Annotated in this window: 13 protein-coding genes; 9 read left to right on the forward strand and 4 right to left on the reverse strand. The window is 67.1% G+C overall.

Annotated features, from left to right (window positions below; all coding sequences use genetic code 11):
- Window positions 1-45: 45 nt before the first annotated feature.
- The 9 genes from alr to E7811_RS01505 all read left to right on the forward strand — a co-directional run bounded on the left by alr (window position 46) and on the right by E7811_RS01505 (window position 8,890).
- A complete protein-coding gene (gene alr, locus E7811_RS01465; RefSeq protein WP_136392827.1) occupies window positions 46-1,095 on the forward strand; it encodes an alanine racemase in 1,050 nt (349 codons plus the stop codon).
- Window positions 1,092-1,886, forward strand: coding sequence for an MlaE family ABC transporter permease (locus E7811_RS01470; RefSeq protein WP_394345588.1), 795 nt, complete (start codon window positions 1,092-1,094; stop codon window positions 1,884-1,886). Before alr ends, E7811_RS01470 begins: the two co-directional genes overlap by 4 nt.
- Complete coding sequence (locus E7811_RS01475) at window positions 1,883-2,629, forward strand: ABC transporter ATP-binding protein (protein ID WP_136392828.1); 747 nt, start codon at window positions 1,883-1,885, stop codon at window positions 2,627-2,629. Before E7811_RS01470 ends, E7811_RS01475 begins: the two co-directional genes overlap by 4 nt.
- 231 nt (window positions 2,630-2,860) lie before the next feature.
- A complete protein-coding gene (locus E7811_RS01480; protein ID WP_136392829.1) occupies window positions 2,861-3,628 on the forward strand; it encodes a DNA repair protein in 768 nt (255 codons plus the stop codon).
- A 245-nt stretch (window positions 3,629-3,873) separates the two neighbouring features.
- Window positions 3,874-4,323: a paraquat-inducible protein A gene (locus E7811_RS01485; protein WP_136392830.1), complete on the forward strand. Its 450-nt coding sequence runs from the start codon at window positions 3,874-3,876 to the stop codon at window positions 4,321-4,323.
- Between the two features lie 2 nt (window positions 4,324-4,325).
- On the forward strand, window positions 4,326-5,684 hold the full coding sequence (gene radA, locus E7811_RS01490; RefSeq protein ID WP_136392831.1) for a DNA repair protein RadA: 1,359 nt from the start codon (window positions 4,326-4,328) through the stop codon (window positions 5,682-5,684).
- 52 nt (window positions 5,685-5,736) lie between these two features.
- Complete coding sequence (locus tag E7811_RS01495) at window positions 5,737-6,366, forward strand: CvpA family protein (RefSeq protein WP_136392832.1); 630 nt, start codon at window positions 5,737-5,739, stop codon at window positions 6,364-6,366.
- A gap of 237 nt (window positions 6,367-6,603) precedes the next feature.
- Window positions 6,604-8,064: an amidophosphoribosyltransferase gene (gene purF / locus E7811_RS01500; RefSeq protein ID WP_136392833.1), complete on the forward strand. Its 1,461-nt coding sequence runs from the start codon at window positions 6,604-6,606 to the stop codon at window positions 8,062-8,064.
- 163 nt (window positions 8,065-8,227) lie between these two features.
- Window positions 8,228-8,890, forward strand: a complete 663-nt coding sequence (locus E7811_RS01505; RefSeq protein WP_136392834.1) for an SDR family NAD(P)-dependent oxidoreductase — start codon at window positions 8,228-8,230, stop codon at window positions 8,888-8,890.
- Window positions 8,891-8,989: 99 nt separating this feature from the next.
- Here E7811_RS01505 and E7811_RS01510 read toward each other — a convergent pair whose 3' ends face one another.
- The 4 genes from E7811_RS01510 to E7811_RS01525 are packed head-to-tail and all read right to left on the reverse strand — an operon-like array spanning window position 8,990 to window position 14,043.
- A complete protein-coding gene (locus tag E7811_RS01510; RefSeq protein ID WP_342773325.1) occupies window positions 8,990-10,102 on the reverse strand; it encodes a cystathionine gamma-lyase in 1,113 nt (370 codons plus the stop codon).
- A 38-nt stretch (window positions 10,103-10,140) separates the two neighbouring features.
- Window positions 10,141-11,040 (reverse strand): NAD(P)-dependent oxidoreductase, encoded by a 900-nt coding sequence (locus E7811_RS01515; protein WP_136392835.1) that lies wholly within the window; start codon window positions 11,038-11,040, stop codon window positions 10,141-10,143.
- On the reverse strand, window positions 11,037-12,470 hold the full coding sequence (locus E7811_RS01520) for an aldehyde dehydrogenase family protein (protein ID WP_136392836.1): 1,434 nt from the start codon (window positions 12,468-12,470) through the stop codon (window positions 11,037-11,039). The genes E7811_RS01515 and E7811_RS01520 overlap by 4 nt, the downstream gene beginning before the upstream one ends.
- A gap of 7 nt (window positions 12,471-12,477) precedes the next feature.
- Window positions 12,478-14,043 (reverse strand): trimethylamine methyltransferase family protein, encoded by a 1,566-nt coding sequence (locus E7811_RS01525; protein WP_168732899.1) that lies wholly within the window; start codon window positions 14,041-14,043, stop codon window positions 12,478-12,480.
- Window positions 14,044-14,135 lie beyond the last annotated feature (92 nt).

Consider the following 14,135-nt stretch of genomic DNA (forward strand, 5'->3'; position numbering starts at 1 on the left):
TCGCTTTCCCCTTGACCTTCGCCCCTGCCCTGTCAAAACAGCCCCATGGCGACAGCAACCCTGACCATTGACCTCGACGCGATTGCCGCAAACTGGCGCGCATTGGACCGGATGAGCGATCCCGGCACCCAGACCGGGGCCGTGGTCAAGGCCGATGCCTATGGGCTGGGGATCGCCCGCGTGGCGCGGGCCCTGGCCCAGGCCGGGGCGCGTCGGTTCTTCGTGGCCTTGGCCGAGGAGGGCGCGGCGCTGCGTCAGGCTTTGGGACCGGGGCCGCAGATCAACGTCCTGTCGGGCCACATGGGCGGCGATACCGAGATGATCCACGATCTGGATCTGACGCCGATGCTGAATTCGATCGACCAGATCACCCGCCATCTGGAATCTCTGCCGGGCCATCCCTTCGGCATCCAGCTTGACACGGGCATGAACCGGCTTGGCCTGGAATTCCCGGAATGGGAGGCCGTCGCCCCCCTCGTGCTGGACGCCAATCCAGAACTGGTGATGAGCCATCTGGCCTGCGCGGACGAACCCGAACACGAGATGAACGCAGCCCAGCTGGCGCAATTCCTGGCGATGACCGACGGGATCGAGGTACCGCGATCCTTCGCGGCGACTGGCGGCATCCTTCTGGGGCCGGACTATCACTTTGACCTGACGCGCCCCGGCATCGGCCTTTACGGCGGCCGACCCTTCGAAGAGGCGCGTCCCGCCCTGCGGCTCGCGCTGCCGGTGATCCAGATCCGCGAGGTCGCAGCCGGCGAAACCGTGGGCTATTCCAACACCTGGACCGCCGAGGAGCCCGCGCTGATCGCAACGGTTTCCGGCGGGTATGCCGACGGGCTTCTGCGCGGCCTGTCCAATGCCGCCATGCTGTTCGACGGCGCCACCCCCTGCCCGTTGGTGGGGCGCGTGTCGATGGACCTGATCACGGTGGACGTCACCCATCTGAAAGACGTGCCCCAGACGCTCGACATCCTGTCGGAACACCAGCTTGTCGACGACTTGGCCGATGTCGCGGGCACCATCGGATACGAGATCCTGACAAGCCTCGGGCCGCGCTATGCCCGCCGCTACACCGGGGGCAAGGCGTGAGCGCAGCCGGATATCTTCTGACGCCTGTAGCCGGGCTCGGGCGACTGACGCTTTCGGCGCTGGCCACGCTTGGCCGCATTGCCATCTTCGCGGCGCAGGTCGTCACCCATCTGTTCCGCCCGCCCTATTACCCCCGCGAACTCGGCCATGCGATCATGCAGATCGGCTGGTTCTCGTTGCCGGTGGTGGGGCTGACCGCGCTGTTCACCGGGGGCGCGCTGGCGCTGCAGATCTATGCCGGGGGCGAACGGTTTTCGGCGGAATCGGTCGTGCCCGCGATTGTCGCCATCGGCATGGTGCGCGAACTCGGGCCGGTTCTGGGCGGGTTGATGGTGGCCGCGCGCGTCGCATCGTCCATCGCGGCGGAAATCGGCACGATGAAGGTGACCGAACAGATCGATGCGCTGGTGACGCTGTCGACCAATCCGATCAAGTATCTGGCCCTGCCCCGGGTCGTGGCGGCGACGCTTGCCGTGCCGGTGCTGGTGGCGGTCGGCGATGCGATCGGGATCATGGGCGGCTGGCTGGTCGGCGTGAACCGGCTGGGCTTCAATTCCGCGGCCTACATCAAGAACACGGTCGATTTCCTGGAATTCTGGGATGTCGCCTCGGGCCTGTGGAAGGGCGCGGCCTTCGGCTTCATCGTCGCGGTTCTGGGCTGCTATCACGGGATGAATTCGGGGCGCGGCGCGCAAGGTGTGGGCCGTGCCACGAAATCGGCGGTGGTCGGCGCCTCGGTGCTGATCCTGGCCGCGAACTACCTGCTGACCGAGGTGTTCTTCTCGTCATGATCACGCTCAAGGACGTGCACAAGACCTTTGGCACCAACCAGGTGTTGCGCGGTGTGGATCTGACCATCGCCTCGGGCAGTTCGATGGTGATCATCGGCGGGTCGGGCACGGGCAAGTCGGTGCTTCTGAAATGCATCCTGGGCCTCGTCCACCACGATCGCGGGCTGATCGAACTGGACGGGCAGGACGTGACCAAGGGCGACCGCGATGCCTTTCTGGCCCGTTTCGGTATGCTGTTTCAGGGCGGCGCCCTGTTCGACAGCCTGCGGGTCTGGGAAAACGTTGCCTTCCGCCTGCTGCGCGGATCGCTGAGGCGGCCCAAGGCCGAGGCGCGCGAGATCGCCATCGAAAAGCTGCGCCGCGTGGGGCTTGGCCCGCAGGTGGCCGACCTGTTCCCCGCCGAACTGTCGGGCGGAATGCAGAAACGCGTGGGCCTTGCCCGCGCCATCGCCGCCGAACCCGAAGTCATCTTCTTCGACGAACCGACGACCGGCCTTGATCCGATCATGTCGGGTGTCATCAACGACCTGATCCGCGAGATCGTGGTCGAGATGGGCGCCACCGCGATGACGATCACCCATGACATGACCTCGGTCCGGGCGATTGCCGACAATGTGGCGATGCTGCACGGCGGCATGATCCGCTGGACTGGCCCTGTTGCCGAAATGGACGCGACATCAGATCCTTACGTCCAACAGTTCATCCACGGACGCGCCGAAGGCCCGATCGAATCGGTGCGCTGAACCCCGCCCAAGGCGACGCGTGCCGGCCCGGTCCGCACCTCCCCCGAATCATTCGCGACACTCTCGCCTCACCCCGGGGCCTTCCGGCGGAGGATTGTATTCCAAAGGGAAACAAAGCCATCCATTCCCCTGGTTTTGTTCATGTTTTCCGAAATTGTGGCGAAAATATGTTGCCTTTCGCCCGTCGCTTCGGCTGCTTGGAAAGGTTAACGGCGTGGGTGGGGACAGGGTATGATTTCGAACATCCAATTCATTGGCGCGAAGGCGCGCGACGGTCTGGTCCAGATAGCCTTCGTGCTGATCATCGTCGCCGCTGTCGTGATGGTCGGGTTGACCGGCGCGGCGGCCTCCGGGGTGATCGAATGGCCCAATCTTCTGATGAGCTATGGCGGACGCTCCGTCACCGGGGCGGGGATGTATGCGCAGATCGGCCTGACCTTGCTTCTGTGCCTTTTGTGCTTTTTCCTGCCCGCCAACGCCCGCATGGCCCGGCTGGAGCGCAGCCACCGGTCGTTCCAGATCTCGATGCAGGACGTCAAGCGCGCCTACGAACTGGCCCATGCCGCCGACCGACGCGGGGTCTTTTCGCTGTCGACCGAATTCGAAGCGATGCGTCAGCGGATGGAACACCTTCGCAAACACCCCGACCTGTCGCTGATCGAACCCGAGCTGCTGGAGCTCGCGGCCCAGATGAGCTTTGAATCCCGCGATCTGGCCCGCGCCTATTCCGACGACAAGGTGGCGCGCGCCCGCGCCTTCCTGAAAAGCCGCCAGGAAGAAGCCGAACAGATGCAGGACCGCATCAAGCTGGCCACCTATACGGCCAACGAATTGCGCCGCTGGCTTGAGGACATCCAGGCCGAGGAACGCCAGAACAACGAACAGATCCGCAGGCTGGAAGCCGATCTGCGAGAGGTCCTGCCCGCGCTTGGCTATGACTTCGACGAGGCGCAGCGCGTCGATCAGAACGTGGTGCAACTGCCCAAGCCGCAGAAATAGCGCGGGTTCCGCAAGCTGCCCTGCCGCAGCCCGGCGCGGCAATACATCCTTCCTGCCGAGGCAAGGGCAGGCCAGCATTCTTGGCCACTTTCCCCGCGCCTTCCCCAAGGGGTTGACCCTGCCCCGGGCGCACCGCACTGTGCCCACAGCTGCCCGAACCCCTCCCGCCTGAACCCCTCCCGCCTGACCCCCTCCCGCCTGAACTCCGGCCCGCCTGAACCCCGGCCCTTCTGATCCGAACACCGATGCGCCGCCTTCTGACCCCGCTTGCCCTAGCCAATCTGGCGCTTCTGGTCCTGTTCCCGGTGGCCTGGTTCGCGCCGCTGATGCGGGCGGGGCTCTTGCCGCTGTTCGGCCTCTCCGAGATCAGCGTGATCACCGGGCTGCAATCGCTGTGGGAAACCGATGTGGCGCTGGCGCTGCTGGTCACCGTCTTCGCCATCTTCGCACCCTATCTGAAGACGATGGGCCTTGCGCTGATCCACATGCGGCTTCTGTCGCCGCGTGTGATGGGGGTGCTGCATCTGCTGGGGCGGCTGGCGATGGCCGATGTCTTTTTGATCGCGCTTTACATCGTTGTGGCCAAGGGCGTGGGCGTCGGGCGGCTGGAAACCGCCTGGGGGCTATACCTGTTCACCGCCTGCATCCTGGCCAGCCTCGCCATCGGCTGGGGAACCGACCGCAAGGGACACTGACCATGGCACGCGCGGCGCCTTCCTACACCTGTTCGTCTTGCGGCGCCTCGCACAAGAAGTGGCAGGGCCGGTGCGACGGCTGCGGCGCCTGGAACACGCTGGTGGAAGAGGCGCCGCTTTCGGCTGGGCCGAAATCCCTTGGCGCGAAGGGCCGCACCATTCCGTTGACCGACCTTGCCACGGAAGAGGCCCCGCCGTCGCGCGCCGCCAGCGGGATGGACGAACTCGACCGGGTTCTGGGCGGCGGGCTGGTTCCGGCCTCGGCCATCCTTGTCGGCGGCGATCCGGGGATCGGGAAATCCACCCTGCTGTTGCAGGCGACGGCAGCCTTTGCCGGTCGGGGGTTGAAATGCCTTTACATCTCGGGCGAGGAGGCCAGCGCGCAGGTGCGGATGCGCGCGCAGCGGCTTGGGCTTGCGCAGGCGCCGGTGGGCCTGGGGGCGGAAACGGCGCTGCGCGACATCCTGACGACGCTCGATGCCGAACGGCCCGATCTGGTGATCATCGATTCGATCCAGACGATGTGGCTCGATACCGTGGAAAGCGCGCCGGGGTCGGTGGCGCAGGTGCGCGCCGCCGCGCATGAGCTTGTCACCTTCGCCAAGCGGCGCGGGGTCTCGGTCATCCTGGTGGGCCATGTCACCAAGGAGGGCCAGATCGCCGGCCCGCGCGTCGTGGAACACATGGTCGATACCGTCCTTTACTTCGAGGGCGAACGCGGCCACCAGTTCCGCATCCTGCGCGCGGTCAAGAACCGCTTCGGCCCCGCCGACGAGATCGGCGTGTTCGAGATGACGGGCGACGGGCTGGCGCAGGTGTCGAACCCCTCGGCCCTGTTCCTGTCTGACCGCGAGACCGCCACGCCGGGGTCCGCCGTCTTTGCCGGGATCGAGGGCACACGTCCCGTGCTGACCGAGATCCAGGCGCTGGTCGCGCCCTCGCCGCTTGGCACACCGCGCCGCACGGTGGTGGGGATCGACTCAGGCCGCCTGTCGACCATCCTGGCCGTGCTTGAGGCGCGCTGCGGCATCCCCTTTGCCGGGCTTGACGTCTTCGTGAACGTGGCGGGCGGCATGCGGGTTTCCGAACCCGCCGCCGACCTTGCGGTGGCCGGCGCGCTTCTGTCCGCGCGCGAGGATGTGGCAATTCCGCCGGATATGGTGCTTTTCGGCGAAATCAGCCTCTCGGGTGCGCTGCGCCCGGTGGGCCAGACCGAAAACAGGTTGAAAGAAGCCTCGAAACTTGGTTTTTCACAAGCGACCCTGCCGTCACGGTCCAAGCTGGGCCAGTCGGAGGGGATGCGGCTCAGGCAGATGGCCGATCTGACGGCCTTCGTGGGCGAAATGTTCGGGGCGGGCTGACCGCCCCCCAAAAGGACAAGGGCGCGTGACCGCGTCCGGGTGGAGCGTGGGAATGGAAGGTTTTACCCTGATCGACGGCGTTGTTGCGGTCGTCATCGTGCTGTCGGCGATCCTCGCCTATTCGCGGGGGCTGGTGCGCGAGGTGATGGCGATCCTCGGCTGGATCGGCGCGGCGGTGCTGGCCTTCGTCTTTGCCCCGCAGGCACAGCCCCTTGTCAAGGAAATCCCCTATCTGGACAAGATCCTCGGCGACAGTTGCGAACTGTCGATCATCGCCGCCTTCGCCGCCGTCTTCGCGGTTGGCCTGGTCCTTGCAGCCCTTTTCACGCCTCTTTTGTCGGGGGCGGTTCAACGGTCTGTCCTGGGCGGAGTGGACCAGGGGCTTGGCTTCCTGTTCGGTGTGGTGCGCGGCGTGCTTTTGGTGGCCATCGCCTTCATCGTCTATGACCGCGCGGTTGCCGCCAACACCGTGCCCATGGTCGACAATTCCCGTTCGGCCAAGGTGTTTGCCTCGTTCCAGGGCAATCTGGACGCGCAGATCCCGTCGGATGCGCCGGGCTGGATCGTGGCCCAGTATGAAAAACTGGTGGACAGCTGCGCAGGCGATACCGCCGCAGCCGAACCCGCGCCCGCCGGAACCGCCCCCGCCGCGACCGAGGGCCAGGCCCCTGCCGGCAACTGACCGCCGATGAATGACCTCCGGCAAATGACCGCCCGCAAATGACCGATGCGCGCCGGGGCCGGTCCGGGGCGCAGGAACGCGGCTGCGCCGTGCTGGGGCAAAGCCCGACCGGGGTGGTCGCAAACCGGCACCACCTACCGCTTTCGCCCGCCAAAGCGTGATAGTGACGTGACACCGCCGCAGGCAGGCACTAAACGGGGGCCATCCAGCCCCTTTCAGGATTCGGAGGCATCACCCATGCGCCCCTTCCTCGCCCATCCCTTCGACGACGACAAGCTGAAGGAGGAATGCGGGGTCTTCGGCGTCATCGGCGTGGCGGATGCCGCGAATTTCGTGGCGCTCGGCCTGCATGCCCTGCAACACCGCGGACAGGAAGCGGGCGGCATCGTCAGCTACCATCCCGACCACGGCTTCAATTCGGCCCGCCGCTTCGGATATGTGCGCGACAACTTCACCCGCGCCGACGTGATGGAAACCCTGCCCGGCGCCATCGCCGTGGGCCATGTGCGCTATTCCACCGCCGGATCGAAGGGCGCCACCGCGATTCGCGACGTGCAGCCCTTCTTCGGCGAATTCGCCGTGGGCGGCTGCGCCATCGCCCATAACGGCAACCTGACCAACGCCGCGGCCCTGCGCCGCCAGCTGATCGAACGCGGCGCGATCTTCCAGTCCTCCTCGGACAGCGAATGCATCATCCACCTGATGGCGCGGTCGATGCAGAAGACGCTGGCCGAACGGATCAAGGATGCGCTGCGGGCGGTCGAAGGCGCCTTCTCGGTCATCGCCATGACCCGGACGAAGCTGATCGGCGTGCGCGACGCGCTTGGCGTGCGCCCGCTGGTCCTCGGCCGCATCGGCGACGGCTGGGCGCTGTCGTCGGAAACCTGCGCGCTCGACATCATCGGGGCCGAATTCGTGCGGGAGATCGAACCCGGCGAGATGGTCGTGATCGAAGGCGGCGAGGTCCGCAGCTCGCGCCCCTTCGCGCCTGCCGCCTCGCGGTTCTGCATCTTCGAGCAGGTCTATTTCTCGCGCCCCGACTCGATCATCGGCGGCAGGTCCGTCTATGAGACGCGCCGCCAGATCGGCGTGGAACTGGCCCGCGAAGCGCCGGTGGAGGCGGACCTCGTCTGCCCCGTTCCCGACAGCGGCACGCCCGCCGCGATCGGCTATGCGCATGAAAGCGGCATCCCCTTCGGCATGGGGATCATCCGCAACCAGTACATGGGCCGGACCTTCATCGAACCCACCGAACAGATCCGCAACATGGGCGTGCGGCTCAAGCTGAACGTCAATCGCGCCCTGATCCGCGGCAAGCGCGTGGTGCTGGTCGATGACAGCGTGGTGCGCGGCACCACCAGCCGCAAGATCAAGGACATGATCCTGGACGCGGGCGCCGCCGAAGTGCATTTCCGCATCGCCTCGCCCCCCACCGCCTGGCCCTGCTTCTATGGCGTGGATACGCCCGAACGGTCCAAACTTCTCGCCGCCACCATGAGCGAGGACGAGATGCGCGACTGGATCGGGGTGGACAGCCTGAAGTTCATCTCGCTCGACGGGCTTTACCGCGCGGCGGGCGAGGCCGCCGGTCGCGACCCCAAGGCGCCGCGCTTTTGCGATGCCTGCTTCTCGGGTCAGTATCCGGTGGCGCCCTCCGACAAGATCGCCGAAGGCTTCCAGATGAAGGCGGCCGAATAGCCCGTTCTGCGCCGACAGCGCCGCCACGCGACATGCTGCCACCCCGCGCGGACCTTGCCCCCTTTCCTGTTTCCAAATATCCCACGGGGGTCCGGGGGTGTGAAACCCCCGGCGCCTCCCCGGCCCGGCATCACCGCCCGCCCCCCGGCTGAAAGGACATCGCATGTCTGACCGTATCGCTCTTGTCACTGGCGCATCGCGGGGCCTTGGCCACCACATCGCCGAACAGCTCGCGCTGCGCGGCTGGCAGGTCGTGGCCGTGGCGCGCACCGTGGGCGGGCTTGAGGAACTGGACGACCGGGTGAAGGCCGCGGGCCTGCCGGGCGCGGGCCAGCTTACGCTGGCGCCGATGGACATCACCAATGACGACGCGATGCGCCACCTCTGCCGGTCGATCTTCGACCGCTGGGGCAAGGTCGATCTCTGGGTCCATGCCGCGATCCACGCCGCCCCGCTGTCGCCCGCAGGCTCGCTCGACCTGAAGGACTGGGACAAGTCGGTCGCGATCAACATCCGCGCCACGGGCGTCCTGATCCCGATGGTCGAACCGCTGCTTCTGGCCGCGCCCGATCGGGGCACCGCGCTGTTCCTCGACGACCCGCATGCCGGGGCCAAGTTCTTTGGCGCCTACGGATCGACCAAGGCGGCCCAGATCGCGCTGGCACAAAGCTGGCAGGCCGAAACCGTCCGCACCGGCCCGCGCGTCCTGATCGAGACGCCCGCCCCCCTGCCTACGGCGACCCGCGCGCGCTTCTTCCCCGGCGAGGACCGCGCAAGACTCGCCGATGTCGCGACCGAGGCCAACCGGCTGGTCGATCTGGTCTGAACGCGCCGATCCGGGACAGCCGATCCAGTCGATCTGGCCGGGACGATTTGGGCGGGGCGATTTGGGCGGGGCGAAGATTTTTCGGCGAAAAATCTTCGCTCACCCCTCGGGCAGCGCCTCGGCGATGGCCCGCCACAGCGTCTCGACTGGCTCAAGGCCGACCGACAGCCGGATGAAACCCTCGGGCACGGCGTCGCCCCAGCGTGCCCGCCGTTCACCTGCGCTGTGCGTTCCGCCAAAGCTCGTCGATTGGGCGATGCAGAAGCAGCGGGCGAGGAACGCCTCGGCCCGGCCCGCATCGGCCAGCGTGAAGCCGATCAGGAAGCCGCCATTCGCCATCTGCCCCGAGGCAACCGCCCGATGGGACGGGTCGCCTGCCAGCCCCGGATAGCGCAGCGCGCCCACGGCCGGATGATCCGCCAGCCGGGCCGCGATGACGGCGGCGCTGGCGCACATCCGTTCCAGCCGGACCTCGAGCGTTTCAAGCCCGCGATGGACGAGCCAGGCCTCGAAACCGCCCGGCACGACCCCCGCCATGCGCCGCCAGTCGCGCACCCGCGCCATCAGCACGGCATCCCGCCCCGCCACATGGCCCATCAGCACATCCGAATGGCCCGAGGGCGCCTTGGTATCGGCCGCGACCACCAGATCGGCCCCCAGATCCAGCGGACGTTGCAACAGGGGCGTCATCGTGGTGTTGTCCACGATCACCAGCGCCCCCGCCGCCCGAGCCCGCGCCGATGTTGCGGCCAGGTCGATCACGTCGAGGCCCGGGTTCGACGGGGTTTCCAGATAGACGACGGTCGCGCCCGTGAAATCCGCCGTCTCCATCGCCGCGGTGGGCATTTCCACCACCTCGACCCCGAAAGAGGCCAGGAACCCCGAAGACAGGATGCGCGTGACGTAATAGCCGTCCGACGGGATCACCAGCCGCGCGCCCGCGCCGAGCGTGGCAAAAAGCGCCGCCGAAATCGCCGCCATCCCGCTGGGAAAGGTCACGCATTCGGCATCCTCCAGGATCGCGAGCTGCGCCTCCAGCTCCTCCCAGGTCGGGCTGCCGTTCCGGCCATAGACATGGGCCGCGCCCTGCACGTCGGGCAGGTGGAACGTGGCCGATGTCACGATCGGCGCGACCACCGGATCGCCCTTCGCCAGCCTGCCCTTGCGATGGTTCAGAAGCCGCGCCACGCGGTCGTTCATCTGGTCTGTCACGCGATCGGTCCCCCGCCTGTTGCCGAGGCCTTTCTGCCCTACTCCAGCCGCGCGGGAAAGCCCGGTGCGCGCAGATCGGTGCCCAGCATGTCTTCCAGAAGCTTGGCGATCATCGGCGACTGCGCCTCGCCGCCATAGGCGGCACGGGCCGCGACATAGGTCTGTTCGGTCGCCGCCGCCAGGTCCAGCGGCACGCCGAACTCGCGCCCGAAGCCCATGGCAAAGCCCAGGTCCTTCAGCGCCAGATCGACCGAAAAGGCGATGTCATAGGACCCGTTCAGGATCAGCGCGCCTTCGGTCTCATGCACGAAACTCGTCCCCGAAGAGGCCGCGATCGCATGCCAGGCCTGGCCAAGGTCAAGCCCGCCACGTTTGGCCAGCATCAGCGCCTCGCCGCAGGCCTTCAGGTGGATGAAGGCCAGCATGTTGGTGATGACCTTGATCACCGCGGCGCTTCCCAGCGGTCCCATGTGGAAATGCCGGTTGCCGATCACCTTCAGCGCGGGAAGATGCATCTCGAACAGGTCCTTGTCGCCGCCGGCCAGCACCGTGATCTCGCCCCGCGCGGCCAGATGCACCCCGCCCGTCACGGGACATTCCAGAAGCCGCACGCCCTGTTCCGAGGCCAGCGTGCCAAGACGGATGATGTCGTCGCGCCCCAGCGTGGAATTCTCAATCCACGTCGCCCCGGGTTTCATCTGGGGCAGGATCTGTGCCAGCACCGCCTCGGACACTGCAGGCGACGGCAGGCAGGTAAAGACGTGGTCGACCGCCGCCGCCAGCTCCGCCGCCGATCCCGCCACCTTCGCCCCCATCTCGCGGTGTCGGTCGGCCAGTGCCGGGTTCCGGTCGTAGACCGTCACGTCAAAGCCCGCACGGATCAGGCTGGCCGCGACATGCCCCCCCAGGTTTCCAAGCCCGATATAGCCGTATTTCATGCCCCGTACCCCACGATGGCCTTGACCTCACAGAAGTCGTGAATGCCCCAGTCGGCATATTCGCGGCCGTTGCCGGATTGCTTGTAGCCGCCGAAGGGTGCGAAGGTATCCCAGTCGGGGTAGTTCAGGCTGACCTGCCCCGCCCGCAGGCGGCGCGCCACGGCGCGGGCCTCGTCCAGCGGGCCCTGCACATAGGCCGCAAGGCCATAGGGCGTGTCATTCGCAGCCGCCACCGCCTCGTCCACCGTGTCATAGGGCAGGATCGCCAGAACCGGGCCGAAGATTTCCTCGCGGGCGATGGTCATGTCGTTCGTCACATCGCCAAAGATCGTGGGCCGCGCGAACCAGCCGCGATTCAGCCCCGAAGGCCGACCGGTGCCGCCGCAGATCAGCCGCGCGCCCTCGTCGATCCCCTTCTGGATCAGGCCCTGCACCTTGTCGAACTGCAGCTTCGACACCAGCGGCCCCATCGTGGTGGCGCTGTCCCCCGGATCGCCGACGACGATTGCCTCGGCCGCCGCACGGGCCGCCTCATAGGCCTCGGCCGCGCGGGCGCGGGGTACGAACATGCGGGTGGGCGCATCGCAGGACTGGCCCGTGTTGCCCATGCAGCCCTCGACCCCTGCGGCCACCGCCGCCGCCAGATCGGCCACGGTGGGCAGGATGATGTTGGCCGACTTGCCGCCCAGTTCCTGCGCCACGCGCTTGACCGTGGGCGCCGCCGCCGCCGCCACCGCCGTGCCCGCCCGCGTCGATCCGGTGAAGGAAACCATATCGACCTCGGGATGCGCCGAGATATGCGCGCCGACCTCGGGGCCGGTGCCGTTCACCAGGTTGAACACCCCCGCAGGCACGCCGGCGGCATGGCAGACCTCGGCAAAGAGGATGCCCGACAGCGGCGCGATTTCCGATGGTTTCAGGACCATTGTGCAACCCGCGATCAGGGCCGGGGCCACCTTGCAGGCGATCTGGTTCATCGGCCAGTTCCAGGGCGTGATCAGCGCGCAGACGCCGATCCCCTCATGCACGATCCGGCTGTTGCCGCGGCTGTATTCCCAGGCCATCTCCTCGGCGGCCTTGATCGTGCTTTCCAGATGGACCTGCCCCGCCCAGGCCTGCGCGCCGCGCGCCCATTCGATCGGGGCGCCCATCTCGATGCTCATCGCCTGCGCGAAATCCTCGTAGCGGGCGTTGTATTCCTCAAGGATGCGGCGGACCAGCGCGATCCGGTCGGCCACGGGCCAGACGGTGAAGCCGTCGAAGGCCGCACGCGCCGCAAGGATCGCGCGATCGGCATCGGCGGTGTTGCCAAGGGCGATCTGGGCCACGATTTCCTCGGTCGCGGGATTTTCCACGCCCAGGCGGCTGTCGGACAGCGGCGCGACCCAACCACCGTTGATATAGAACTTCAGCAGGTTTTCAGAAGTCATTGGAACCTCAGCGGAAATGGATGTTAAACCGGGAGCGGATGGCGGCATCCAGATCGGGGCTGATCTGGCTTCCGGCACGCGCCAGAATGTCATTCTTGCGCGCAATCGCCCGATCCAGCAACAAGGGTTTTCCGGCCTCCACCCATTCCTTCGGGCTCATCCGGTTGCCAAGCGCGGGATAGACGTATTCCGTCTGCATCAGCCGCAGCGTCTGGTCGGCGCCCAGATAGTGCCCCGGCCCGCCCAGGCAGGCCTCCTTGATCGCGTCGATGGCCACGCTGTCCTCGGTCACGTCGATCCCGCGCACGCAGCGCAGGACCTGGCCCAGGATGTCATCGCCCAGAACAAGGCTTTCCAGACAGAACCCCAGAAGCGAGGCATGCATCCCCACCGCCTCATACACCATGTTCAGCCCCGAAAGGCCGGCCAGCGTGTTGGTGATCGCCTGTTCCCAGCCCGCCTGCATGTCGGGCAGCTTGGAATCCGAAATCCCCGCCGCCGCGCCGCCCGGCAGGCCGTAGAACCGGTGCATCTGCGCGCAGCCCGCCGTCAGCAGGGCCTGTTCGGCGCTTCCGCCCGACATCGCCCCGGTCCTGAGGTCCGACACGAAGGGCCAGGTGCCGAAGATCGCCGGCGCCCCGGGCTGGATCGCGTTCACATAGACCACACCCGCCAGACATTCCGCCACCGCCTGCACGATGGCCAGCGCGATCGGTGCGGGCGCCGTGGCCCCCGCCTGCCCGGCCGACAAAAGCAGCACCGGCATGCCGCGACGCACACAATCCTCCATCACGCGGCAGGATTCCTCGGCGAATTTCATCGGCGGCACGACGAAGCAGTTGGAGTTCGACACGAAGGGCCGCGCCCGCCACGCCGCCTCGCCCCCCGCCACCATGTGCAGAAGGTCGAAACACCCCGCCACATGCGACGGGTCCGAAAAGGACGTGCCCACATGCTTGGTCGTCCCCGAAAGGCAGGCGTAAAGCGTGTTCACGTCCATGTCGAAATTGTCCACCACGTCGCGGCAGACCATCGCGCGCTGGAAGAAATGCACGTTGTCAAGGTTATGGGTGATCCGCGCCGCATTATACAGGTCTTGCGCCGTGGAATCGCGATACTCGTTGCGCTCCAGATCGACGATGTGAACCGCCGCGCCGGCCGTCCCGAAATGGACATTCGTGCCCGACAGGTGCAGGTCATGCTTTTCCTCGCGCCCGTGAAGCGTCAGGTCGCGGCAGGCCACGGCCAGCATGTCCTCGACCAGCGCGCGGGGAAACCGGATGCGCCCGTCCTCGCCCAGGATCGCCCCGGCCCCGGTCAGGATCTCGACGCCCGAGGCGGGCGCGTTCGACAGGCCCACCTCTTCCAGCGCCTGCAACGCCGCCTGATGGATGCGCGCCACGCCCGCATCGGTCAGGGGTTTGTACTGCCCGCCCGGCATCCCCGCCCGGATCGGGCGCAGCGCCTCGTCGAGGGGCGCAGACCGCGCCGCCACCCGGGCCGACCGCCCACCGGATCGCCCCGCCGACCGCCGCGCACGGGCGGGTTCACACATCTCGCCGATCTCGCTCATGGATCGCACCCTTCATTCTGGTCCATATATCCTCGGGGGGTCCGGGGGGCAGACAGCCCCCCGGCGTTCCTTGCAAGCCGTGCGGGGGGCAG

The sequence above is a fragment of the Aliigemmobacter aestuarii genome, assembly GCF_004799285.1.
Taxonomy (GTDB): domain Bacteria; phylum Pseudomonadota; class Alphaproteobacteria; order Rhodobacterales; family Rhodobacteraceae; genus Aliigemmobacter; species Aliigemmobacter aestuarii.

Excerpts from the sequence above, each read along its gene's own strand:
- E7811_RS01505 (WP_136392834.1), top strand. The coding sequence starts at position 8,228 with ATGTCTGACCGTATCGCTCTTGTCACTGGCGCATCGCGGGGCCTTGGC.
- alr (WP_136392827.1), top strand. The coding sequence starts at position 46 with ATGGCGACAGCAACCCTGACCATTGACCTCGACGCGATTGCCGCAAAC.
- E7811_RS01520 (WP_136392836.1), bottom strand. The coding sequence starts at position 12,470 with ATGACTTCTGAAAACCTGCTGAAGTTCTATATCAACGGTGGTTGGGTC.
- E7811_RS01495 (WP_136392832.1), top strand. The coding sequence starts at position 5,737 with ATGGAAGGTTTTACCCTGATCGACGGCGTTGTTGCGGTCGTCATCGTG.
- E7811_RS01475 (WP_136392828.1), top strand. The coding sequence starts at position 1,883 with ATGATCACGCTCAAGGACGTGCACAAGACCTTTGGCACCAACCAGGTG.
- E7811_RS01485 (WP_136392830.1), top strand. The coding sequence starts at position 3,874 with ATGCGCCGCCTTCTGACCCCGCTTGCCCTAGCCAATCTGGCGCTTCTG.
- radA (WP_136392831.1), top strand. The coding sequence starts at position 4,326 with ATGGCACGCGCGGCGCCTTCCTACACCTGTTCGTCTTGCGGCGCCTCG.
- E7811_RS01515 (WP_136392835.1), bottom strand. The coding sequence starts at position 11,040 with ATGAAATACGGCTATATCGGGCTTGGAAACCTGGGGGGGCATGTCGCG.
- E7811_RS01525 (WP_168732899.1), bottom strand. The coding sequence starts at position 14,043 with ATGAGCGAGATCGGCGAGATGTGTGAACCCGCCCGTGCGCGGCGGTCG.
- E7811_RS01480 (WP_136392829.1), top strand. The coding sequence starts at position 2,861 with ATGATTTCGAACATCCAATTCATTGGCGCGAAGGCGCGCGACGGTCTG.
- purF (WP_136392833.1), top strand. The coding sequence starts at position 6,604 with ATGCGCCCCTTCCTCGCCCATCCCTTCGACGACGACAAGCTGAAGGAG.